Origin of the sequence: Neobacillus sp. GCM10023253 (assembly GCF_042653105.1) — a bacterium.
In the GTDB taxonomy this organism is placed as follows: Bacteria; Bacillota; Bacilli; order Bacillales; family Cytobacillaceae; genus Neobacillus; species Neobacillus citreus.
Map to the genome: position 1 here is coordinate 17,614 of NZ_JBHSHV010000012.1, position 22,033 is coordinate 39,646.

Below are 22,033 nucleotides of genomic sequence, written 5' to 3' on the forward strand. Positions count from 1 at the left end.
TCATCATGAAGGCGATTTATCGGTCTTTATACTCTGACAAAGTATATATCTGCCAGGCCTCATCAAAGGTTGACATAGAATCTAAATAATGGCCGTTAAGTTCAAGATAGGCCGTTAGTTCATAATAATCCAGTGAATATTTAGGAAAGTCATGATCCAAATAGGCGTGATTGGCAAACCGGCTGATTGCATCTTTTGGGGCCGGATGCCGGTATTTCATTAAAAAATGGTAAAATGATTTATTCATTGATAAAACGCCTTTCTAAAAAGACTTCTTTTTATCAATAAATATTAATCCAACCACTCTCACGTGTCCAGTACTTATGAAAAATCAAAATAGTTTCTTTTTAATAAGCGAGGGATGCTCATAAGCTCCTTAAAAGTAATGATTTTCCCCACCTTCTTGCTGTCAATTAAAAATAATTGATCTTCTATTTCTTTAATGGTCGCCTCGCTTTGATATACCATGGAACAATCAGGACAGTCGAAAGCAGGTGTCTCCGTGATTTCGATTGCCCTCGAGCCATCAGGCAATTCCCAATAAACTGTACTGGAAACACTTTTTACGTTTTCACTGCTGCACCACTCACAAACCAAGACCATCAACTCCTTTCCCTACTCTGTTGGCGAGTCTGCCTTTACTTCGGTATTTTGCTCCGTTTCATTTTCCTTTTGGATTAACGCTTGATACTTTTTCTCCTTTAATTCATCCCGCTTACTACGCTTATCCTTTAGTGTGGAGTGGGCAGGATCTTCGGTGTATCCCTTACGGCGATTTAATCTCGACAAACCTTCCGGAACAAGATTAAAATGCTGGTCATTCATAATTCCGGCGATGCCATTGAGCGATTTTTTCTCATCCATATCTGGATAAACTTCTTTAAAATAGGCATCTGCTTTGCCAGGCTGATAATTCTCCGGCTCCGGATAAGAGGTAATCACTCCTTCAAAATTACGGAGGACAACTTTCTCCGGGCTTTGGGAAATCAGATAATTCGGCTGCAGAGCAATTTTTCCGCCGCCGCCGGGAGCATCTACCACAAAGGTAGGCACCGCATACCCAGAAGTATGGCCGCGAAGTCCCTCGATGATTTCAAGCCCCTTGGAAACTGGGGCACGGAAATGGCCGATACCTTCTGACAAATCACATTGGTAAATATAATATGGCCGTACCCGAATTTTCACGAGGTCATGCATTAATTTTTTCATAATCGGAACACTGTCGTTGATTCCGGCAAGGATAACGGACTGGTTGCCAACAGGAACACCGGCATTTGCTAACATTTCACACGCACGTTTCGAATCTTCCGTTATTTCAATTGAAGTATTGAAATGTGTATTTAGCCAAATAGGGTGGTATTTTTTTAAAATGTTGCAAAGGTTTTCTGTAATTCTTTGTGGAAAAACAACAGGTGCTCTTGTCCCGATGCGAATAATTTCGACATGGTCGATTTCGCGCAAATTCTTCAGGATATATTCCAAAATATTATCATTGATCAACAGCCCATCTCCGCCGGAAATGAGAACATCCCTTACCTGCGGGGTCTGCCGTATATAGGAAATGGCCGCATCAAGCTGCTTTTTCGGGACACCCATGCCAATCTGCCCGGAGAACCGCCGTCTTGTACAATAGCGGCAATACATCGAGCACTGATTCGTGACAAGAAATAAAACTCTATCTGGATAACGATGTGTTAATCCGGAAACCGGCGAATCCTCGTCTTCATATAAGGGATCTTCTAGATCGTATTTTGTCTTATAAATTTCCTTTCCGATTGGGACAGATTGCATTCTAATTGGACAGCGCGGGTCATCAGGATTCATTAGGGATGCGTAATAAGGTGTAATGTTTAAGGGGATGGTTTTAGTTGAGATTCTTACCCCCTCTTCTTCATCGGGGGTAAGGTTAATTACCTTTTTTAAATCGTCAAGGGTACGAATTGTATTGGTTAACTGCCAGAGCCAATCGTTCCACTGTTCTTCCGTTACATCTTTCCAAAGCTCTATGTCTTTCCAATGCCGGTCAGGCTTATATAAAAATTGTTTCATTCATTATTCCTCCTACTCCTTGCTTACTTTAATATTATGCAAGTATCGTGCCAAAGCGAAAAACTAAGGTGCCCGTTTGTGTTCTGCCGGTCGGAAGGAGGAAGTGAATACTTATTTCATTTTTAGAAATGAAAAGGTGCCGAAAAATCGGCACCCATTAACATTACATCAATTTTTTTAATTTATATTGTAAAGTCTGTCTTGGGATTTCCAAAAGCTCTGCAGCCTGTTTTACATTGCCGCCGGATTGCTCCAACGCCTCAATGATCAGTTTTCTTTCAAGGTCATCAACATGTTGACGCAGTGACATATTTACACATTCCCTGACATTCCTTCTTATATGGGGTGGATGCTGCTTTATCATGATTGGCAGGTCTTCAGTGGTTAATAAACTGCCACTGCAGATATTCATCATATATTCCAATGTATGTTTTAATTCACGGACATTTCCAGGCCATTGATAATCCATGAAGAAGAATTCCAGTTTTTCTTCCATTCCTAGGACATTTTTTTTTAGTTTATGATTAAATTCTTGTATGAAGAATTTGCATAAATAGACGATATCTTCCTTTCTTTCCCGGAGCGGCAACAAAGAAAAGGTAAATACATTTAAGCGAAAATAAAGGTCAGAGCGCAGTTTTTCTTCTTGGAGAGCTTTATTTGGATGAACGTTTACCGCAGCAATGACACGGACATCCACGGAACTATTTTCAGAACTGCCCACCCTTCTGACCATTCCCTCCTCTAAAACCCTAAGAAGCTTCGCCTGTAATTCAATAGGCATAGCGTGAAGTTCATCAAGAAACAGGGTGCCCCCATCTGCAAGCTCAAATAACCCTTTTCTGTCAACGGCTCCCGTATAGCTTCCTTTGGCCGTTCCAAACAGCATGCTTTCAAGCAGGGTTTCAGGGATAGCAGCGCAATTTTGGGCAATAAAGGGTCCGTTTGACCGTCTTGATTCATGATGAATTCCTTGTATAAATAATTCTTTACCGGTACCAGATTCGCCGTATACAAGGATGGGAGAATCCGATTTTGCTAGTTTCCTGGCTTCCTCCTTCATTCTATTAAAGCTTGGGTTTACCGTTTTTAAATCATTTAATGTATAGCGGACCTGTGGAGGGATCTTTTTCCGTTTGCTTTTGTTCAGTCCTTTTTGCAGGTCTAGCAGCCTTTCTGCAAGCAGTTTCATCCGCGAATAATCTTTTGCAATTTCAACTGCACCGATAATTTCATCATTCAGCAGAATTGGCAAGGTAGTATTCATGGTGTCAATTCTGGCGCCATGTAGATTAACGTATTCTTGAGTCTGGTTATAGATTGGCTTAGCTGTTTTGATGACCTTTAACAAGGTGCTTGAATCTTCTGTTAGGGAAGGGAAAGCCTCTAGCAGGTGCTTTCCAAGAACCTCTGTCACCTCCATTCCATCATGCCTTGCCGCTACTTCATTATAAAAAATGGTTTTCCCTTCGATATTAACCACATGGATTCCTTCATCAATGCTTTTTAAAATGGCACTTAGGACTTCCTGTGTTAAAGCAGTTAATTGGCCCATTATTTCACCTGCCCCCTCCGCCAGTATACCTGGTGCCGAAAAACGGGCACCATCTGCCAAAAAGCTAGCAGCCTGCCAAATTCTTTACCCACATATTCATATCCTCCAGTTTGTCATAAATATAGACATTATTCATGAGCCTTCCGCGGTAAAAATAGCCGAGCTGATATAGGGCTGCATTCATCCCAAATGACAATGACCTGGCGATTGAATAGCTGCAAAAAATCCCCTTTTTAATTAATTCTCTCTCAAGCTCATTCAGGAGAAGCTTCATCAGTCCATATTTCCGGTGCTCCGGAAGTGTCGCACAATCTGTTAATTCCGCATTTTTATAAAAATCGTTTATTTCCGCAGAAGCTGCACTGACGATGTCCCCCTGATGTAAAAAAACATAATAGATTGTCCCATCCCGCATTGTCTTTTTTATATATTCCGGGTCATTTAATGGAGTTGGATAGATTTGAAACACCTGCCTGTAAAGAGCAGATAGCTTGGCAGCCAGGCTTTCATCAGCTTTTTTAATCTCGTAATCTTTTGGCGGGGTTAAGTTTTGCTGGACATAATCCAATTGATAAATACTGTGAATGATTGCGTCTTCCGTCATCCATTGGTCGTTTTTTTTTCGATCAGAAATATAATATTTGGTATAAAAATATGCATCCGAACCCCGGAAATAATGGTCTACGATCGCTTCAGGCTGAAGACCAAATTCAAAAAGGGAAATCGTATCTTCCATTCGCGCTTTGATGATTAACTTTTCTACTTGATGCTGTTTGACAAGCGCCTCAGCCCTTACCAGAATCTGATTTATATTCCCGCGATAGTCGTCGACTCGGATTCTTTTATTAAATGGGTCAATACAGACTTCCATATAGAAGGTGGAATGATTTTCAAAAATTGTCGTTGGTAAATGATTCATCATCATCACCCCTTTTTCTCAAAAAATTACTTATTTTCCAGGAAAATGTCTGGCTTTTCCAAGCCAGACATTTCGCCTGCAGTATTCTGATTTTACAACACTATTCCTGTACTCCGCACCATTTTAAAATGGTTAGAGCGATTATCTCGCTTGCGGCAAACATTTCATCGAGAATAATATATTCATTGGCATCATGGGCAATTTCCGTAGTCCCCGGGCCGAACACAACAACTGGTGTATTCCCCACGGCTGATAGAATTCCGCCATCGGTTCCCCATGGGCTTGCCTCCACCACTGGTTCCTCCCCATTAACCTCTCTAAAACTTGCAGAAAGCTCCTTCATTAATGGATGGCTGCTTTCCATATTTCCTGGCAGCCATCTGCCGCCAAACCATTCGATGGTTAAAGGATGATCCTTAAACCAAGAATCCTGCTCATTAAGCTCGTTAAGACAAGCTTCCATTTCAGCCTGAGCAGATTGCATTGTTTCATTCGGGGCAACCCCCATCCTGCCTTCAATCACAGCAGTGTCAGGCACCGATGACGGCCATTCACCGCTTGTGATTTTTCCAATATTAATAGGAATTGGGATTGGGATTTTCTGATAAAGCGGGTCTGAAATTTTGTCATTCCGGTCTTTCTCTAATCGCTGCAATCTTTGAATGACTTTTAGCGATTTTTCAATTGCACTAACGCCTTCGTAGCGAGTTCCTCCGTGAGCTGCCTTGCCTTTTACGGTAATTCTAAACCACATAGAGCCCTGCTGCTTCGGGAAAATTTTCATATTCGTCGGTTCGGGGATTATCGCTCCGTCGGCACAGTATCCTCTTAGTACAGCCGCAAGCGTTCCCGCGCCGCCGCTTTCCTCTTCTATAACACTCTGAAAAATGACGTCGCCTTTAAGCTTTATTCCAGAGGCAATAATGGACTCAAGCGCCATTAAAAGGGCGGCGGTTCCCCCTTTCATATCGGTGGCCCCCCTGCCGTACAGCTTTCCGCATTCGATATGCCCGCTAAAGGGATCCCGTTCCCAGCTTGACTCATTGCCAACCGGAACCACATCAATATGACCATTGAGAATGAGAGATTTCCCTCCGCCTGTGCCCTTTAACACAGCAACTAGATTGGGGTTCCCCTCGAAGTCATGTCGATCACAGCAGTAGGCTGGATGATTTTTTAATTCTTCACTGCCAATTTCCCAAATATCAAGTGTTAATCCAAGCTGGCGGCATTTTTCAATGAGAATCGCCTGAGCACTGCTTTCGTTCCCTCTTGTGGAGTTTTCCCTGACAAGGATTTGCAAGAGCCTTGCCCCTCTTGCCCGGTTCTCCTTCAACCAGGTGTTGATTTGAGCTTCATGATTTTTCATCTGCACCACTCCCTTTATTAACTATGCTGCATTTAATAGGGGATTTCTTTCAAATTTTCACTAATAGCAAATTCACACTGTGTTTTATTGACTACATCTTCAAGATTACCTTGGGCAAATATCTCTGTTAAAAGCAGTCCTTCGTCTGTCACTTGAAAAACGGCTAATTCCGTAATAATCAAATCCACACATTCCCTGGAAGTAAGGGGCATAGTACACTCCTTGACGATTTTTGAGCGGCCTTGTTTATCACAGTGGTTCATCAGGACAATAACTTTCTTTGCCTTTTGGGCAAGCTCCATTGCCCCGCCCATCCCCGGGACCTTCTTGCCAGGTACAATCCAGTTCGCTAAATCTCCCTTCTGGCTTACCTGAAGGGAGCCTAAAATCGTGATATCTATTTTGCCGCTGCGGATCATGCCAAACGAAACCGTACTATCACAATAGGAACCGCCGATGTTTAACGTGACAGGAAAGCCCCCTGCATTGCAAAGGTTTTCGTCCTCCTCACCTTTTATCGGACTTTGGCCCATTCCAGTAATGCCATTTTCCGCATGAAAAATAACGTTTACCCCTTTCTTGAGGTGATTAGGGACGAGGGAAGGGATGCCGATACCAAGATTCACTACCATCCCATTTTGAATTTCTTCTGCTGCACGTTTCGCTAGTTTATTACGTATATCTACTCCCATGCCCATTTCCAGTTCACCCCTTTAGTTGGAATGATATAATCCACGAATACTCCGGGTGTAATAATTTCTTCCGCATTAAGAGCGCCGAGGGGAACAATTTCTTCTACTTCGGCAATCGTAATCGCACCCGCCATGGCCACAAGTGGATTGGTATTGCGGGCACTCTTGTCATAAATTAAATTTCCATATTCATCAGCCTTTTTCGCAAATACGATGGAAACCTCCGCTGTTAATGCTTCCTCAACTAAATATTCTTCACCGTTCAGCAAGACCCTCTGTTTATTTCCCGCTACCAGCTCAATATCCTTGCCGATATCGGATAAAATTCCAGGGAGTCCCACACCGCCCGCACGAATTCTCTCAGCGAGAATGCCTTGTGGGGAAAACTCCACCTCGAGCTTCCCCTCATGCATGAACTGACCGGCAAATGGATTTGACCCTATATGCGAGGCAATCACTTTTTTCGCCCTTTCCTGGCTGACCAATTTTCCGATTCCAATATGGGGAAAACCAGTGTCATTTCCGATTAGTGTCAAATTGCGAATCCCTTTTTCGAGAATCCCATCGATTAAACCTGGCGGAGTCCCTACACCGCCAAAGCCGCCAAACATTAATGTCATTCCGTCATGAAAAAACTCCATGACCTTCTCCAAGGTTGTGATTTTCCTAAATGGGTTTTCCATCTTTTCACACCACCCAGTCATTCCGATAAATTAATTTCCTTTGAAAAGACTGAAAATGCTTCCTTTAATAAGTAAATTAATTCATTCATTTCTACTTCAGTAATAGTTAATGGAGGTGAAATTATAATCGAGTCACCATTTACCCCATCTATTCCTGCACCTGCAGGATATACGATCAGCCCTTTTTCCTTGGCAAGCTCCACCATTCTTTGCGTAACTTGCGCATTTCTAGGAAACGGTCTTCTTGACGTTTGGTCCTCGACAAATTCAATTCCGAGTAGAAGGCCCATCCCTCGGATATCCCCTATAAACCAAAATTGGCTCTTTAGTTTCTCAAGTTCCTTTCGTAAAAACTCACCCTTGCTTACTACTGTTCTCATAATCTGATTTTTTTCCAAATATTCTAGGACCGCTAAAGCGGCAGCACAGCTTTGCGGATTGGCACTTAATGTATGACCACTCATGACCACTTTGGAGCCTGCGAGAATCGGCTCGATGATTTTATCGCTGGCAACAGCAGCGGCAATCGGTGCATACCCTGCTCCAAGCCCCTTTCCTAAGGCGACAATATCTGGAATGACGCCCCAATGCTCAGATGCCAGCATCGCACCAGTCCGGCCAGCTCCTGTCATTACTTCGTCTGCAATAAACAGAATGTCATGGTCATCACAAATCTTCTTTATCGCTTTTAAATAATCCTTTGGCGGGGAAATGGCTCCGCCTGCAGCACCTATGACAGGCTCTGCGATAAAGGCGGCAATTTTATCTGCCCCGATTCTGTTGATGGCAGTCTCTAGCTCACGGGCGCAGAGATATTGGCAGGCAGGTGCTTCAAGATGGTATGGACAGCGGTAGCAATAAGGGGGATGGATGACTGGAAACTCCTCTAAAAGTGGAACAAATCTTGCCCTTCTTCCAGGATGGCCGGACATCGAAAGCGCTCCCAAAGTTATCCCATGGTAACTAACCCATCTGGACAAAATCTTATTTTTCGTGGTAATTCCTTTTTCCTGCCAATATTGGATTGCCATTTTCATGGCAGTTTCTGTGGCTTCGGAACCGCTGTTGACGAAAAAGCTCCAATTCAAATCTCCCGGCAATAGCTTAGCAATCTTTTCAGCCAGTTTTTCAGCTGCTTCACTGGTAAACTGCGAACGGTACACGAACGAGACCTTTTGGGCCTGCTCTTCCATCGCCTTAATAATCTCTTTTTCTCCATGACCGATATTGGCTGTGACAGCCCCAGACGCGGCATCTAAGTACTTCTTTCCGTTCTTGTCATATAAATAGACTCCTTTTCCATAATCGATGACGGGATATGACCCATCAAGCATGGGCTTAATTAAATACGACTGTTCCACCCTATAAACCACTTCCCTCTGCATAATGCAAAATTAAGAAGCTAATAGATTCATTTCCTTATTGAAATTGTATGATTCACTATTTTGTTTCTTTCCGGCCTTTTACAATTTGCAAAGCTTATTATAGAATAACAGGGAGATTATATAAGGAATGAATTTAAATGGACTCTATGAAGAAGCTACAGTCGAAGACGAGGGAACTTTCGACATTTCAATTAATTTTTATTTTTTATTTATCTGCACTTATTATTTCAACACTTTTATTAAAATTACCTTTCGCGCACCTTCCAAATGTAAAAATTAGCTTTATCGATGCCATGTTTACAGCCGTTAGCGCCGTTAGCGTAACCGGGTTAAGCGTTATTTCCTTAAAAGATACGTTCAATAATTTCGGGATTTTTCTCCTTTGCGTCATTCTCCAACTAGGAGGACTTGGAATCATGTCTCTAAGTACATTTCTTTGGGTGATGCTGGGGAAAAAAGTTGGGTTAAAGGAAAGGCAATTGATTATGATTGACAACAATCAATCAAACCTTTCCGGCTTAGTCCATCTGGCAAAGCGGATTTTTATCTTTATCATTTCCATCGAATTTATCGGCGGAATTATTTTGGGAATTCATTTACTCAAATACTATGATGGGATATTATCTGCTTTTAAACATGGTTTTTTTATTTCAATTAGCGCAACGACCAATGCTGGCTTTGATATTACGGGAGCTTCCCTTATTCCTTATGATCAGGATTACTTTGTTCAATTCATGGTCGCGCTTTTAATTGTACTTGGAGCAATTGGATTTCCTGTAATCGTAGAGGTGCTTGATTTCTTTTTATCCTTAAGGAGTAAAAAAAGATTTCACTTTACCCTATTTACGAAATTGACAACCATGACCTTTATCATCCTTACTTTGCTCGGGGGAATCTTTATTTTTCTTTTGGACATTGATCATTTTTTTTCGGATAAAAATTGGCACCAAACCCTTTTTTATTCCTTTTTCCACTCCGTTACAACCAAAAGTGCAGGGCTTGCAACATTAGATATCAGTGAATTAACTCAGAGTAATCAGCTATTTATGTCCCTGTTAATGTTTATCGGCGGTTCACCGAGCAGTGCCAGCGGAGGAGTAAGGACAACTACCTTTGCCATTGTTGTTTTAACGATTATCTTTTATGCACAAGGAAAAGGGTCTGTTAAAATATTTAAAAGGGAATTAAATCACGACGATGTCATTAAGTCATTTATTGTGATGACAACAGCAGCTTTCTTGTGTTTACTTTCGATTATCATCTTATCCATTACTGAGAAAAGCACCTTGATACCGATTATCGTTGAGGTCACTTCTGCCTTCGGGACAAATGGTTTATCGCTAGGATTAACTTCGAATTTGACAACATTCGGTAAAATACTGATCATGATATTAATGTTTATCGGAAGGATTGGAATTGTTACCTGTCTGTTGATGTTAAGAGGCAAGGGAAGGAAAGAAACATTCCATTATCCTAAGGAAAAGGTTATTATCGGATAAAAAAATGAAAACGGCTGACCCCGGTTTAGGAGTCAGCCGCACTTTTTAGTAGGCCCAGCTTGCGCCAATAATAATCAAGAGAATAAACAACACGACAATTAGCGCAAAGCCGCCATATCCAAATCCGAATCCACCGCCATAGCCATACCCGTAACCTCCAGGGTAGCCGCAGCATCCGTCATAACCATATCCATGATACATTCGCATTCACTCCTCCAAAAATTGTATCTTTTCAAGATTACTTTATGTAGTAGGTGCTTGACCTGTATGTGCATTCGCCTATATTATGAAATACGATATTAGTTTGGCAGGTGAGATGAATGAAAGCAATTTTAAAAAGTTTTATTAACGGGATTTTGACGATTGTTCCGATTATACTGGTCATTTATGTAATATACAAAACGTTTTTATTTTTGGATGGGTTGCTTGGTGACCGGTTACGACCGTACTTAAAGGAAGATTATATACCAGGCATCGGCTTGTTGACGACTATTATCCTGATTACCCTGTTGGGCTGGCTATCGACAAAGTACATTTCAGGAAAAATCATCCGGCTAATTGATCGGCTGCTGGAAAAAATCCCTGTAGTAAAAACGATTTATTCAGTCATAAAGGACACTATACAATCCTTTTTGGGGGATAAGAAATCTTTTTCAAAGGTGGCTTTGGTTGTCATTCCCGGAACCGAGATGAAAAGTATGGGGTTCATTACATCCGATCAGGTAGAGGATTTTTACAGTCCATTAAAGGACCATGTAGCGGTATATATTCCACAGACCTTTCAGGTGGCGGGCTTTACCTTTCTCATTCCAAAGGAGCAGATTGAAATTATTGATGTGAAACCGGAGGATGCCATGAAATTTATTCTATCCGGCGGGATGACGTCCAGTGCAAAGCAGAAGGAAAAAAGTCCAATGTAAATGAAAACTCGCTGATTGGCGAGTCCGATAGGACGAAGACAGAGGCGTAGTTGAATTTATGCGTTAGGAAATTATAAATTTGTAAAAATTTATAATTTCCTATTAGCTAAAAAAGCCGCTCACTTGCGGCTTTTTTTAATCGAAAAGTTTGTTAAATTGGCCGTAGCCTTCTTCTTCGAGTTTTTCTTTCGGGATAAATCGCAATGCGGCGGAGTTGATGCAGTATCTCAGGCCAGTTGGGTCAGGTCCATCGTTAAAAACGTGGCCTAGGTGGGAATCGGCAGAATTGCTCCGAACCTCGGTTCGAATCATAAAATGGCTGTGATCCGCTTTTTCTATGATTTCCTCTTCTTCAATCGGCTTTGTAAAGCTCGGCCAGCCGCAGCCGGCATCGAATTTATCGCGCGAACTAAAGAGTGGTTTTCCTGAGACAATATCTACGTAGATGCCCTCTCTTGTTTCATTCCAATATTCATTTCTAAATGGCGGTTCAGTGCCGTTATTTTGCGTAACTTCAAATTCCATAGGCGTAAGCCTCTTCTTTAATTCTTCCTTGTTTTGATTCGTCATTCTTTATCTCCCCAGTGCTTTTGGATAAACCCAGATCTTCCTGAACCAATATGATACCTTTGATAATGAGCTGGATTTTTCTTGTAGTAATGCTGATGGTACTCCTCGGCCGGATAGAAAGGCAAAGCCTGCAAAATCGGTGTCACAACCGGCCTGTTAAAACGGCCACTTCCCTCGAGTGCCCGCTTTGATTCTTCTGCAAGTCTTTTTTGTGTTTCATTGTGGTAAAATATAGCGGTTTGATAGGATTGACCGCGGTCATAAAACTGGCCGCCGGGGTCCGTTGGGTCTATTTGCTGCCAAAATAATTCAAGCAATTTTTCATATGGAAAAATTTCCGGGTCGAAAGTAATTTGAACCGCTTCATAATGTCCAGTTGTGTCAGAGCAAACCTGCTGATAGGTTGGATTTTTTACCGTCCCGCCAGTATAACCCGAAATAACACTCTTAATGCCCGGAAGCTCATCAAACGGTTTCACCATACACCAAAAACAACCACCGGCAAATGTCGCCAATTGTTCTTTACTGTCCAAGCTCTCCACCCCATTCTTCTTAGATTCTTTGCTATTTATGAGTATACAAAATGTTGCTTCAAAAAGGAAATTTGTTGATTAAAAAACGGACCAGTTCAACTGGTCCGCAAAATAACACACTATTTTCTTTGGCTCACCTATAAGCCTAATCAACTGGCACCAAGATTGTGAAGGCGATTTGATCCTTTTTTAAATCAAATTGGTCCACTTTAATTTTCAAATCACTTTTCAGCCTTAATTGCTGCATATGGACATAAATCAATTTGTCATTCGGTCTGATTTCGACACCTTCCGGAAGCTTATAATTATCTCCAATAAACTTTAGAACATAGGAAATAGGCAGAGGCAGACTTCCAACAGACATGGATCTCTGCTTTAGAACTAAATCCCCATTCTTCTGCGCTTCAGGCTCAAATGTCAATTTCATTTTGACCTGTTCACTAAAAACCGGAATACTTCCATACAACTCAACCTCGTCTCCCAATAAAACACGATAAGCAACTGGGGAATCGGATGACTCTTCATTTAGATAATGATTAATCAGCTTATTCATATCGTATTTGTTAGAGTTCACATGAAAGGAAACGTGATCGCCTTTTATTTCCTTCATTTGAGTGCTTTTTTTATCCGCATCCGAGCCCGTACCCAACACTAGCGATAGGACGACAATCGCGAATAAAAGGTTGATTCCCGCCAGGACTAGGAATCCAACTTTCCATTTGTTTTTCATAAAATCTAATTCTCCTCTGTACTAACCATATACGGCTTCCTGTCCAAATCAGGCAAGACACGTTCTTCCATTGTTTCATTGAGCCGCTGGGCAATCAATTCGTAGCCCTTATCATTTGGATGAAAATTATCAGTAAATAGGAGGTTTTCACTGCTGTTTAAAAATATATCTTCAATCGAAACGAAGTAAGCATTGGGATATTGTGATATGACTGATTGACCTGCTTGGTTCCAATCGGATACAATCTGATCAAATTCCTCAATATCTGAAAACCACTTAGAAAAAGGATTATAAAGACCCACTAACACAATGGAGGCATTTGGATTTTCCTTGACTATTGTTTCTATTATCTGAATCAAATGTTTACGATAGTTCTCCTTTTCATCCATAAAAACGGAATATTCAAGATTTGAGAGATGATCCCTGACCACCTTCATGATATCGTTGCCGCCAATAGTCAGAATAACCAAATCGGCCTTCTTTAAGACAGGCTTTATTTCAGGTGCATTCAGCCTTTTCAGCAATTGAGTGGTCCGGTTTCCCTTCACCCCGTAGTTATAGAAATCTACATCCTTAATGCCTTTTTCATTTTCCAGCAATGTTTCTAAATAAGGCAAATAGCCGCCCTTTCCTGTACTGTCGCCAACACCTTGTGTTAAGGAATCGCCTGCGGAGAGAACTGTTAATGTGCGCGGAATAAAATCAGCAGGTACAGGTTCATAAACCGGTACAGCCGTTTGCTTTGCATGATGTAAATCCCATTCCCCAGTTTCGCTGCAAGAGCCCAGGAACAATACCGAGAGAATTAGAAGGGGGAAAAATTTATACATACCCATTCACCTGCCTTCTAAACTAATTTTATTATAACATGACCAAACTCATTCAAAACAAATCTATAATACCCTCATATTCCCAGAAAAAAATAGACCTGTATAACGGTCTATTGCAGTATTTTTATATCCTGAATCATTTCATCAAACGGAACATCTTTATATAAATTATATGATTTTTTAATTTTTCCATCTGGACCTACCAAATAGACATAGGTCTGATGGATGACCTGATTTTCATTCTGAGGTTTTTTCACAAGCGTCTTGAATGTTTTCATTGCATAACCTTCAATAAACTGCTGAGAGTATCCGGTTAAAAAGGTCCAATTTGAAAAGTCTGCCCCAAATTGGTTCGCATATCGAGTCAGTACTTCAGGAGTGTCAACAGTGGGATCAACGCTGAAGGAAACAAATTCAACATTCTTCAACCCTTCATCCTTAACCATTTTTTGCAGTTTTGTCATATTCGCAGTCATCGGTGGGCAAACATCTGCACAGCTTGTAAAAATAAAATCAGCAATCCAAATCTTTCCCTTTAAGTCCTTAAGTCCAACTGCTTTATTATCCTGGTTCACCGCGGAAAAATCGGCTGCCTCCCAGTTTAGTGCATCTTTAATCTCCTTTTGTCCGCAAGCTGCAAGCAGCATACTAGAAATGACTAATAATATCATGACCAGTCGAAATTTCATTTAAACACACTACCTTCCTCTATTCCATCCGTGAATAGTTTAACAAAGTTTTAAAAAAGAGGAAAGAAAAAGCGTATTTTAATCTATTACTCCCGTTTTTACAATAGTAGTTTTCACATGCACTTCAAATTTAGCATTTTTATAAATACTTCTCCAATCTTTTGAAGTAACTTCATTCCCGCGTATATGTGTAATATACTCATTTCCTATTCCGACCGGGTCTACTCCTTGCTTTTGAAAAAAAACGAGCAAATCGTATATTTCCTTTTCCATTTTCTTTTCTATCTGTCCCTCGATGAATTTAATATTTTTAGCGCTTGTCAATTCGAGAGGCTCTGTTGATTCCAACAGCCTCGAAGCAAATTTAATCTCAATTCTAAATCGAAGGTTTTTCTTATCCACTAATTTTATTTTGGTATGACTTCGGATATTATCGATATTTAGGAATAATTTATTATATACCGTCCGAAAATTCCGCCCCTCCTCTTCCTTAATAATGCTCTTGAAGTCTGCACGATTAAAACCCAATTCTTTGGTACCGGATTTATATTTATCCGCTAAAATTTTCAAAAAAAAGAGCTTATTAGTTGGCAATATTGTAACAAGCATGTCATCCTTGAAAAGGGCTGTTCCCGTAACGGCCACATCGCCACTCTCTACTTTAAGAAGAGGTAAAACCGGGTCTTTACCATTATCTTGGTAACTGTGATTAAACTCCTGCAGGGTTGGTTCGAGCATCTGCTCACTTTGGACATTTTGATTAATTAAATTATACAAATACGTACCGAAATTTTGCTTTTCATTGTTCTTACCCACGTTAATGATAGAAGAAGCTTCATCCTCCGCAATCGTCAAAAAAACCATATTCCCGATAGTTGGGTCACGGTTGAGCGTATCAACAAGCTGCACAATTCCTTTCTCGGCAAGCTCCTTGCTGTACACGACACAGCGCAGCTGCCCTGATACAAGCCTTTGGTCAGAACGAAGATTTTGTTTCTGTCGTAAAGTTTTACTCGTATGGGCTTCTACTGAAATAACCTTTGTCACATTCTTCGCCAGTGCATCAAATTTATGAACAACCACTGTCCCCTTGATTTTATTCTTCCCATCCAAATCATAGCCAACAGCCGTAATCAGTCCTAATTTCTCTAATTGCCGCGCCTCCACGCATCCAGATAAACAAAGGGTGCTGGCAATCATCAATATAGCGGTTTTCCATTTAGGACCCTTTAGCATGATTGTTCTTCCCCCTAAAAAACTTGTTTTTGACAGAAACAATGAAATATAAAAGAATCGGGTAACAAACTGCAGCATAAAAACCGAATCTTCCGATTATATCTGAAATCAGATTCATTTGATATCTTGCTTTAACAAAAAATGAAGATACAAAGATTAAGCTGGCAAGAATCCAAAGCCCCCATTTTTGCTTTCCAGCAAATATACGTGAGAAACCTTTCGAGGCTGCCCACAAATAAATACACAAATTAGGCAGGATAATAAGCATCCAAAAAGAAACAGCGATAATTTCGAACCTTTCCAAATTGGGAAGGCGGACTATTTTGAACAACGATATAACAGGCCAAATGGTTTGTTCCAAACTTCCACCAGCATAATAAATTATCGAGACAAACGTAACAAGTGTAAAAATAAAGGCCGTATATGCATTGCCTATTTGGGAGAAAATTTGAGTTTTTTGTTTTTCTTTTATATATGGGTAGACAAATAAGACTAATTCCATCCCCATCATTGATAAGGAGGAATTGTGAGCTCCTATAAGAATTTGTTCGATATCGGCATCTAATATCGGAAATATATGATTTATTTCCGAATGTTTTAAAGGAACAAATAGGACCAAAACCATCCAAAGCGTCCCCATCACTGATAAAAAAGCGGTTCCTATAACAACCCTTATTCCTCCATAAACAGCATAGGCAGAAAGCAGAATCAGCACTAACCCAAGCTGCCAGGTTGGAAGGTTCGGAAAAATCCACACCTGCACAATTTCTATGTAATTCATATAAATCACAAAAAAGGCTGCAGCTAAATAACCCATATAAAGCAGACTGAGAAAATTCCCTAGCCATTTTCCGAATACATCGGCATGGATGCCATATAAATCGGCGCTGTCATATTGACCAAGCATTTTTACCATGAACCACAAAGACACGCCTCCCAGCACCCCTGCTAAGAAAACAGAAATCCAGCCGTCATGGCCTGCGTCTAAATAAACAATTCTTGGCAGGCCTACAAGTCCTACACCAATTTGGGTGGAGTGAACAATAAAGATGAGCAGGAATGCATGAACCTGCAATCCATCTCTTGGCTTAACATTCACCTCCATTTACATCGCCCTCTATTCATCTATATCTTTTTTTAGCTTTGCTTTTTTTCCCGAAAAACGCTCTTTGTCTAATGGTTTATTGGTCTGAGGACGTTTGGCAAGATATTGATAAGGCACAAGGAAAAAACTATATCCCAGATCTCGCCATTGCAAAGGATAAACTGGCGAAAGATATGGTTTGCCCAGTGTTTCCAGCCTTAGCAGATGAATGATAAAAAAACAAAATGCAACCATAATCCCAATTCCGCCCCAAATACCAGCAATAATGATAATTGGAAAACGAATCATTCTGATTGCTGTACCCATTAAATAACTTGGGGTTGTAAAAGACCCGAGAGCACTTAATGCAATCATAATAATTAGAATGTTACTGGTAAAACCGGCCTGAACGGCTGCCTGTCCAATGACAATACCACCCACGATACCGATGGTCTGGCCTACTTTTGTTGGCAGTCTGGCACCGGCCTCGCGAAGCAACTCTATGACAAACTCTAACAGCAATGTTTCAAAGACCGGTGGAAAGGGTACCTTTGACCTTGACTCACCCAATGTAACCAGCATGGGTGACGGTATAACTTCATAATGATAGGTCAGAACCGCAACATAGGCAGGCGTCAAAAGGACGGATAAAAAAAGCGCCGTCAATCGCAAGACCCGTAAGAACAGCCCCATATTCCACCGCATATAAACATCTTCGGTAGACTCAAAATAGGAGAAAAAGGTTGTGGGACCATAAAGACAATCTGGACTTCGGTCCATTAGAACAGCAACTTTGCCCCTGTATAGAGCAATGGATATCCGGTCCGGGAGCTCAGTCGTCATCAACTGTGGAAACACGCTCCAGCTGTTGTTTTCAATCAAATGTCCAAGTACAGTGTTACCAGGGACATAATCTATTTCAAGCTCACTGATCCTTTGTTTTAAGGTGGTGACAAGTTCCTCATCGGCAATTCCCTGTATGTAGACGAGTTTCGCTTTTGTTTTCACCCTTTTTCCCACTACAAGGTCCTGCATACAAAGGTTCGGGTCCTTTAAATTGTTTCTTAAAATATTCATGTTGCTGACGAGGGATTCCGTAAACGAAATCTTCGGGCCATAAACGTTTGATTCCGTTTCTGGCTTCTCCACTCCACGTTCAACCGTCTTGCTGAGATTTGTTAATAGACCATACGGGTCCCCTTCCACATATATATAAACATTACCTTCAATCAGCCCGCTGATAATTTCACTCAGTTGATTGGTTACTGTTAAGACCGATAATGGCAGAACCTGCGTGAATCCTTGGACAGACCATTCAATCTTCTCATTATTTTGAATCGGGGCAAGAATAAATTCATCCAAGCTACTCTTGTCAATCAGGCTTTCTAAAAAACAAAAGACGATTCTATTACCGTTTTTCTTCAGATGACGAAAGGTAATATCCGAATAGAGGAGTTCGTTTTTTAATTGCTCTTTTAATTCATCGATATATAAGCTATGGGCTTTAAGTTCTTCCTGTGACTTACTCTCTTTTTTCCATTTGAACATATTCCAGCACCTATTGTTGTCAGTTTAGATTATTTTTTCCAAATAATTATTTTTTACCCAAATTCCAAAGCAGTCTGAATGATAAAAAAAATTTTGAGAAGAACAAAATATTGTGGTATTATGAATGAGTATTCATTCATCGGTGAAAATTATGAATTTTTAAATAGATAGAAAAGGAGAGTGAACTCATTGAATCGAATTGGCCCTATTATCATAGTGGAAGGTCCAAATAGCAGCAAAGTCCCTTTCTCACGGAGCTTGTATATCGACTGCGAGGAAAAGGTGCTAATTGACAGTGGAGCAGAGGCAAAAGCTCTTCTTGAACTGGACCACGAAATAGGAATTGATCTCATCATTAATACCCATTACCATCCTGACCATACCCTACATAATCACCTGTTCCGAGATGCGACCAAACTTATAAATAAGATAGAATTTGAAACATCCAGGTCAGTGGAAGGAATTGCCCATGCCAATGGAGTCTATCAAGAGTGGGGTTATAAAGGTGCGGAAGCATGGAAAAAAACTCTTCCACAGGAATGGGTTCAAAATCTTGGGGGTTTTTCAGGAACATATGAATACGAGACAGAATATGTATTTGATGATGTAAAAGTAGTGTTTTTGCATACTCCCGGACATACAAGCGGCCTAGCCTGCCCATACTTTCCGGAGCACGGGGTCGTGTTTGCTGGCGATTATGATATGACCACCTTTGGTCCATGGTATAACGGGACTGATGGTAATATTGAAGATTTCATCAATTCAGGCAAACGGCTTCTGTCTCTCGATGCCGATACTTACATTACAGGCCATCAAAAAGGGATTTTTACGAAAGCGGAATTTACAGAAGCCATGGATAAATTCCTTGCGGTGATTAATCGCCGGGATGAGATAATCGAAAACTATATACAGCAGGGTTTGAGTTTTGAAGAAATAACTAAAATTGGGATATTTTATCCCAAAAGTTCTCTTGCCAATCCACTTCTAAATACATGGGAGCGAAGTGGCATCCGCAAGCACCTAAGGCGACTTGGTTATTCAGTTGAAGAAAAAGCAGCTGAAATTATTAAATTAAAATAGAATGGTCCATGTGCCATTCTATTTTTTTACTCTACTTTAAAAAAATAAAGAACCTTGATTGTTATTTTTAATCAAGGTTCACATAATTTTGCTCTACTTTTCTTTTTCGTTTGGAAAAATAAAGTTGCATCATCATTCCTGAAACAATTATGGCACCGCCGGCCGCAATAAAATTAAAGATATTTGTTGCGGTTTTAGGAAGGGTGGAACCATTGTTTATCGGTATTGTCCCGTTTGAAGAACCTTCTGCGTAGAGTTTAATTTGAAATTCACTTCCCAATCCTTGAAAGTCATTTCCAAGTTCGTATGGAATTTCTATCAAAAAGGTAAGCTGGTCAGCATTATTTTTTGCTAGCAACCTTGACTCCAATTTATTAAAGTCCTTTAATTTCCCGTTATACAGCACCTTGTTTTTATCATTTACCTTTAATAACAGTTCATTGTAAAGTTTCTCAGAACCGTTAAGAAAACTGTTAGAAAGTACATACCTAAAATCTTGTTTTCCATTATTCCTGACAATTAGTGTTTTACTCAATTGATCTCCGGGCTTATAGTTACTGACACTAAAAAAAATTTTTTGCGGGCTTGAAGCAATATCAATTTCATTGCTTTGGGCATCTGCAAGTGTTGGTGTTACAAGCCCGACCAAAATAGCCAATAGAATAGCAAAAAGATAAGGTATCAGTTTCATATCTGTCTACCTTTCTATACTTATAATTTTTTCTATTTATCCAAATTAACTTGTTCACCTGGCATCTGTGTTGCTTCAAATTCCAATGTCAGATTCACATTTTCACCCTGATACTTGTTTTGTACTTGCAGTCTGCTATTAGGATAGTTTGAAGGATCATTTTTAAACTCAACCTTAATCTTTAAGTTCATTTCTGCCTCAGGTGCTAATGCAACAGCGCCGTTATTTGCTGTACCGGATACCTCCAGACTTTGTGCACTTAAAGTATCTGCACTTCCTTTAAAAATTTCGGTATTTCCCCGTGTAATCGTCACATCAAATTGTTGTAGAAATTGATTTAAGGTGTTTACACCATTGTCAGGAAGGTTCTGATGTTGTACATCCTGCCAATTAGATGGAGTTAAGTATAAGTTAATGTCATTTATATCCAAACTGCCGGCATTGGACAACGTCAATGTTTTTTCGAACCAGTCACCAGGTTTTAAATTCTCGACATTAAATAGCGTTGAAGGATTAGCAGCCAAATCCAATGTGCCAACCGCAATTGAACTATTTACTGTTTCAACATCATTGAATGCAGCCCATGTTCCCCCGCCAATTAGTGCAATACCTAATGCTCCGGCTAAGATACCCATGTTCATTTTCTTTTTCGTATTCATTTCATGGTTCCTCCCTCAAAATTAATTACCCAGTCGGGTTAATTTATTTGAACCCAATTAAGGGGTCCAGCTATCGCCAAATTTATTCGCCACATCTTTCCTTGACCGTCTTGCCAACTTTGCCTTTTCCTTTACTGCTTGCCTGATAGTTATAATAGAATAGGTGAGAAGCAAAAGACCTGGTAGGATGAATAGAAGAGCCATACCAGCTTTTGAACTGAAGAATTTTAATAGAAAACCAATAAACGGAATGGTTATCCCTGTGTATTTTGCTATGGTTGTGTTTGAAGGAACCAAATCTCTATCCTTAAAGCTATTGTTGTCTCCCTTGGTTTGATAGAATACCTTCCCATTTTGCTGGACAACATTTGTAATTCTGTGAGTGATAACATGCTGCCTATCTTGCTTAAAGGAGATGACATCGCCAGTTTTAAAGATTTCTGAACCTTTTATCTTTTTCACTAATATTATTGAACCTGTGTTAAAGGTTGGTTCCATAGATCCGGATAAAACAGTTTTAAACTGATAGCCAAATAATTGAGGTTCACTACCTGAAATTCTAGAGGCAGCCACACTAACTAACATGAATGCTAATGAAATCATTACTATTACATAAATGGTATCTTTTATTATTTTCTTCATGGGAGCTCCCCTTTGAATCCAATTGTGAATAAATATATTTCCTTATTGAGTACAATCCGTGACAGTAATTGGATCACTCCAGATGTAGGAGTAGCCATCTGGTTCAACATTTCCAGGATGGCCCATTGGTCTTCTAAGCTTAAATTGATAGGTTCCATTTTCGACCACCTTGGTGGAGACTATCGTAAAAGAAGAATTTCCTTGCATAGGTGGAATGACTCCGCTATCAATCGGTTCCCCTATCGGTGTTTTTGAGGCTGAAACCTTGTAAACATAGTACCTCCAGGTGGAATAAAGAATTGGGTTTTGGTTTGTACTTACGGTGACCGATATTTCCCCACAAGTCTTGTCAATAATGGTTCCCATCGTTAGAGAACTTTTATCCCAGTCACCCTCAACTGCTAAAGAGCCATTTACTTTTTCAACATCATTAAAGGAGGCATTCGTGAAAGAATTCACCTGAACTCCTGCAAGAATGAGAAAATAAAAAGCTATTAACAATCCAAGTCCCACAATTAAATACTGACTTCTGTCCCTGTACCTTCTTTTCCTTAAATATCTAATTTTTCTCACCCTTTCATATTAAATTTAGGGCAAACGGTCTATAAAAAATAACACTTCGTTCTCATTAAAGAACTACTAAATCTAGTATAATACATTTACTAGATTT

25 protein-coding genes are annotated in these 22,033 nt (G+C 40.3%); 3 read left to right on the plus strand and 22 right to left on the minus strand.

From position 1 onward, the window contains the following. Nucleotides 1-16 precede the first annotated feature (16 nt). The 9 genes from ACFPA1_RS14045 to ACFPA1_RS14085 form a co-directional block, all read right to left on the minus strand. On the minus strand, nucleotides 17-247 hold the full coding sequence (locus tag ACFPA1_RS14045) for a YozE family protein (protein WP_213145133.1): 231 nt from the start codon (nucleotides 245-247) through the stop codon (nucleotides 17-19). Between the two features lie 74 nt (nucleotides 248-321). Further along, nucleotides 322-603, minus strand: coding sequence for a YokU family protein (locus ACFPA1_RS14050; RefSeq protein WP_213145325.1), 282 nt, complete (start codon nucleotides 601-603; stop codon nucleotides 322-324). Nucleotides 604-615: 12 nt separating this feature from the next. Next, nucleotides 616-2,049, minus strand: coding sequence for a lysine 2,3-aminomutase (gene ablA / locus ACFPA1_RS14055; RefSeq protein WP_378583797.1), 1,434 nt, complete (start codon nucleotides 2,047-2,049; stop codon nucleotides 616-618). Nucleotides 2,050-2,212: 163 nt separating this feature from the next. Beyond that, a complete protein-coding gene (locus ACFPA1_RS14060; protein ID WP_213145324.1) occupies nucleotides 2,213-3,604 on the minus strand; it encodes a sigma-54 interaction domain-containing protein in 1,392 nt (463 codons plus the stop codon). Between the two features lie 64 nt (nucleotides 3,605-3,668). Further along, nucleotides 3,669-4,523, minus strand: coding sequence for a putative beta-lysine N-acetyltransferase (gene ablB, locus ACFPA1_RS14065; RefSeq protein WP_213145323.1), 855 nt, complete (start codon nucleotides 4,521-4,523; stop codon nucleotides 3,669-3,671). A 100-nt stretch (nucleotides 4,524-4,623) separates the two neighbouring features. Next, nucleotides 4,624-5,892: a peptidase gene (locus ACFPA1_RS14070; protein ID WP_213145131.1), complete on the minus strand. Its 1,269-nt coding sequence runs from the start codon at nucleotides 5,890-5,892 to the stop codon at nucleotides 4,624-4,626. A gap of 32 nt (nucleotides 5,893-5,924) precedes the next feature. Then, entirely contained in the window at nucleotides 5,925-6,590 is a 666-nt protein-coding gene (locus tag ACFPA1_RS14075) for a 3-oxoacid CoA-transferase subunit B (protein WP_213145130.1), read from the minus strand. Beyond that, nucleotides 6,575-7,267 (minus strand): CoA transferase subunit A, encoded by a 693-nt coding sequence (locus tag ACFPA1_RS14080; RefSeq protein ID WP_213145129.1) that lies wholly within the window; start codon nucleotides 7,265-7,267, stop codon nucleotides 6,575-6,577. The genes ACFPA1_RS14075 and ACFPA1_RS14080 overlap by 16 nt, the downstream gene beginning before the upstream one ends. Nucleotides 7,268-7,284: 17 nt before the next feature. Next, complete coding sequence (locus ACFPA1_RS14085) at nucleotides 7,285-8,628, minus strand: aspartate aminotransferase family protein (RefSeq protein ID WP_213145128.1); 1,344 nt, start codon at nucleotides 8,626-8,628, stop codon at nucleotides 7,285-7,287. A gap of 170 nt (nucleotides 8,629-8,798) precedes the next feature. Here ACFPA1_RS14085 and ACFPA1_RS14090 point away from each other — a divergent pair, with 170 nt between their 5' ends. Next, nucleotides 8,799-10,151, plus strand: a complete 1,353-nt coding sequence (locus ACFPA1_RS14090; protein ID WP_213145322.1) for a TrkH family potassium uptake protein — start codon at nucleotides 8,799-8,801, stop codon at nucleotides 10,149-10,151. A 45-nt stretch (nucleotides 10,152-10,196) separates the two neighbouring features. On the opposite strand, the gene ACFPA1_RS14095 is transcribed toward ACFPA1_RS14090, so the two are convergent. After that, a complete protein-coding gene (locus ACFPA1_RS14095) occupies nucleotides 10,197-10,352 on the minus strand; it encodes a YjcZ family sporulation protein (protein WP_213145127.1) in 156 nt (51 codons plus the stop codon). Nucleotides 10,353-10,471: 119 nt separating this feature from the next. Between ACFPA1_RS14095 and ACFPA1_RS14100 the strand changes: the two genes are divergently transcribed. Beyond that, nucleotides 10,472-11,071 (plus strand): DUF502 domain-containing protein, encoded by a 600-nt coding sequence (locus ACFPA1_RS14100; RefSeq protein WP_213145126.1) that lies wholly within the window; start codon nucleotides 10,472-10,474, stop codon nucleotides 11,069-11,071. 135 nt (nucleotides 11,072-11,206) lie between these two features. On the opposite strand, the gene msrB is transcribed toward ACFPA1_RS14100, so the two are convergent. From msrB to ACFPA1_RS14140, 8 genes are all read right to left on the minus strand, one after another. After that, complete coding sequence (msrB, locus tag ACFPA1_RS14105) at nucleotides 11,207-11,641, minus strand: peptide-methionine (R)-S-oxide reductase MsrB (protein ID WP_378583801.1); 435 nt, start codon at nucleotides 11,639-11,641, stop codon at nucleotides 11,207-11,209. Next, nucleotides 11,638-12,123, minus strand: coding sequence for a peptide-methionine (S)-S-oxide reductase MsrA (gene msrA, locus ACFPA1_RS14110; RefSeq protein WP_378584392.1), 486 nt, complete (start codon nucleotides 12,121-12,123; stop codon nucleotides 11,638-11,640). The genes msrB and msrA overlap by 4 nt, the downstream gene beginning before the upstream one ends. Nucleotides 12,124-12,319: 196 nt before the next feature. Further along, entirely contained in the window at nucleotides 12,320-12,904 is a 585-nt protein-coding gene (locus ACFPA1_RS14115) for a YpmS family protein (protein ID WP_213145123.1), read from the minus strand. 5 nt (nucleotides 12,905-12,909) lie between these two features. Further along, entirely contained in the window at nucleotides 12,910-13,740 is an 831-nt protein-coding gene (locus ACFPA1_RS14120; RefSeq protein ID WP_241114007.1) for an SGNH/GDSL hydrolase family protein, read from the minus strand. Nucleotides 13,741-13,844: 104 nt separating this feature from the next. Then, nucleotides 13,845-14,423 (minus strand): SCO family protein, encoded by a 579-nt coding sequence (locus tag ACFPA1_RS14125; RefSeq protein WP_378583805.1) that lies wholly within the window; start codon nucleotides 14,421-14,423, stop codon nucleotides 13,845-13,847. A 78-nt stretch (nucleotides 14,424-14,501) separates the two neighbouring features. Then, nucleotides 14,502-15,659, minus strand: coding sequence for a Ger(x)C family spore germination protein (locus ACFPA1_RS14130; RefSeq protein ID WP_378583808.1), 1,158 nt, complete (start codon nucleotides 15,657-15,659; stop codon nucleotides 14,502-14,504). Further along, nucleotides 15,643-16,764 carry a GerAB/ArcD/ProY family transporter gene (locus tag ACFPA1_RS14135; protein ID WP_378583811.1) on the minus strand — a complete coding sequence of 374 codons (1,122 nt, stop codon included), beginning with the start codon at nucleotides 16,762-16,764 and terminating at the stop codon, nucleotides 15,643-15,645. The genes ACFPA1_RS14130 and ACFPA1_RS14135 overlap by 17 nt, the downstream gene beginning before the upstream one ends. 12 nt (nucleotides 16,765-16,776) lie before the next feature. Next, entirely contained in the window at nucleotides 16,777-18,291 is a 1,515-nt protein-coding gene (locus ACFPA1_RS14140) for a spore germination protein (protein WP_378583814.1), read from the minus strand. 180 nt (nucleotides 18,292-18,471) lie between these two features. Here ACFPA1_RS14140 and ACFPA1_RS14145 point away from each other — a divergent pair, with 180 nt between their 5' ends. Beyond that, nucleotides 18,472-19,371 (plus strand): MBL fold metallo-hydrolase, encoded by a 900-nt coding sequence (locus ACFPA1_RS14145; protein WP_378583816.1) that lies wholly within the window; start codon nucleotides 18,472-18,474, stop codon nucleotides 19,369-19,371. A 67-nt stretch (nucleotides 19,372-19,438) separates the two neighbouring features. Here ACFPA1_RS14145 and ACFPA1_RS14150 read toward each other — a convergent pair whose 3' ends face one another. The 4 genes from ACFPA1_RS14150 to tapA are packed head-to-tail and all read right to left on the minus strand — an operon-like array spanning nucleotide 19,439 to nucleotide 21,936. Continuing rightward, entirely contained in the window at nucleotides 19,439-20,062 is a 624-nt protein-coding gene (locus ACFPA1_RS14150; RefSeq protein ID WP_378583818.1) for an LPXTG cell wall anchor domain-containing protein, read from the minus strand. A 32-nt stretch (nucleotides 20,063-20,094) separates the two neighbouring features. Beyond that, a complete protein-coding gene (locus ACFPA1_RS14155) occupies nucleotides 20,095-20,721 on the minus strand; it encodes a TasA family protein (protein WP_378583821.1) in 627 nt (208 codons plus the stop codon). A gap of 57 nt (nucleotides 20,722-20,778) precedes the next feature. Continuing rightward, nucleotides 20,779-21,363 carry a signal peptidase I SipW gene (gene sipW, locus ACFPA1_RS14160; protein WP_378583823.1) on the minus strand — a complete coding sequence of 195 codons (585 nt, stop codon included), beginning with the start codon at nucleotides 21,361-21,363 and terminating at the stop codon, nucleotides 20,779-20,781. A 42-nt stretch (nucleotides 21,364-21,405) separates the two neighbouring features. Further along, the gene (tapA, locus tag ACFPA1_RS14165) at nucleotides 21,406-21,936 is read right to left on the minus strand and encodes an amyloid fiber anchoring/assembly protein TapA (RefSeq protein WP_378583826.1); all 531 of its coding nucleotides are present in this window, start codon (nucleotides 21,934-21,936) and stop codon (nucleotides 21,406-21,408) included. Nucleotides 21,937-22,033: the final 97 nt, after the last annotated feature.

Excerpts from the sequence above, each read along its gene's own strand:
- ACFPA1_RS14045 (WP_213145133.1), bottom strand. The coding sequence starts at position 247 with ATGAATAAATCATTTTACCATTTTTTAATGAAATACCGGCATCCGGCC.
- ACFPA1_RS14050 (WP_213145325.1), bottom strand. The coding sequence starts at position 603 with ATGGTCTTGGTTTGTGAGTGGTGCAGCAGTGAAAACGTAAAAAGTGTT.
- ablA (WP_378583797.1), bottom strand. The coding sequence starts at position 2,049 with ATGAAACAATTTTTATATAAGCCTGACCGGCATTGGAAAGACATAGAG.
- ACFPA1_RS14060 (WP_213145324.1), bottom strand. The coding sequence starts at position 3,604 with ATGGGCCAATTAACTGCTTTAACACAGGAAGTCCTAAGTGCCATTTTA.
- ablB (WP_213145323.1), bottom strand. The coding sequence starts at position 4,523 with ATGAATCATTTACCAACGACAATTTTTGAAAATCATTCCACCTTCTAT.
- ACFPA1_RS14070 (WP_213145131.1), bottom strand. The coding sequence starts at position 5,892 with ATGAAAAATCATGAAGCTCAAATCAACACCTGGTTGAAGGAGAACCGG.
- ACFPA1_RS14075 (WP_213145130.1), bottom strand. The coding sequence starts at position 6,590 with ATGGGCATGGGAGTAGATATACGTAATAAACTAGCGAAACGTGCAGCA.
- ACFPA1_RS14080 (WP_213145129.1), bottom strand. The coding sequence starts at position 7,267 with ATGGAAAACCCATTTAGGAAAATCACAACCTTGGAGAAGGTCATGGAG.
- ACFPA1_RS14090 (WP_213145322.1), top strand. The coding sequence starts at position 8,799 with ATGAAGAAGCTACAGTCGAAGACGAGGGAACTTTCGACATTTCAATTA.
- ACFPA1_RS14095 (WP_213145127.1), bottom strand. The coding sequence starts at position 10,352 with ATGTATCATGGATATGGTTATGACGGATGCTGCGGCTACCCTGGAGGT.
- ACFPA1_RS14100 (WP_213145126.1), top strand. The coding sequence starts at position 10,472 with ATGAAAGCAATTTTAAAAAGTTTTATTAACGGGATTTTGACGATTGTT.
- msrB (WP_378583801.1), bottom strand. The coding sequence starts at position 11,641 with ATGACGAATCAAAACAAGGAAGAATTAAAGAAGAGGCTTACGCCTATG.
- msrA (WP_378584392.1), bottom strand. The coding sequence starts at position 12,123 with ATGGTGAAACCGTTTGATGAGCTTCCGGGCATTAAGAGTGTTATTTCG.
- ACFPA1_RS14115 (WP_213145123.1), bottom strand. The coding sequence starts at position 12,904 with ATGAAAAACAAATGGAAAGTTGGATTCCTAGTCCTGGCGGGAATCAAC.
- ACFPA1_RS14120 (WP_241114007.1), bottom strand. The coding sequence starts at position 13,740 with ATGGGTATGTATAAATTTTTCCCCCTTCTAATTCTCTCGGTATTGTTC.
- ACFPA1_RS14125 (WP_378583805.1), bottom strand. The coding sequence starts at position 14,423 with ATGAAATTTCGACTGGTCATGATATTATTAGTCATTTCTAGTATGCTG.
- ACFPA1_RS14130 (WP_378583808.1), bottom strand. The coding sequence starts at position 15,659 with ATGCTAAAGGGTCCTAAATGGAAAACCGCTATATTGATGATTGCCAGC.
- ACFPA1_RS14135 (WP_378583811.1), bottom strand. The coding sequence starts at position 16,764 with ATGGAGGTGAATGTTAAGCCAAGAGATGGATTGCAGGTTCATGCATTC.
- ACFPA1_RS14140 (WP_378583814.1), bottom strand. The coding sequence starts at position 18,291 with ATGTTCAAATGGAAAAAAGAGAGTAAGTCACAGGAAGAACTTAAAGCC.
- ACFPA1_RS14150 (WP_378583818.1), bottom strand. The coding sequence starts at position 20,062 with ATGAAACTGATACCTTATCTTTTTGCTATTCTATTGGCTATTTTGGTC.
- ACFPA1_RS14155 (WP_378583821.1), bottom strand. The coding sequence starts at position 20,721 with ATGAATACGAAAAAGAAAATGAACATGGGTATCTTAGCCGGAGCATTA.
- sipW (WP_378583823.1), bottom strand. The coding sequence starts at position 21,363 with ATGAAGAAAATAATAAAAGATACCATTTATGTAATAGTAATGATTTCA.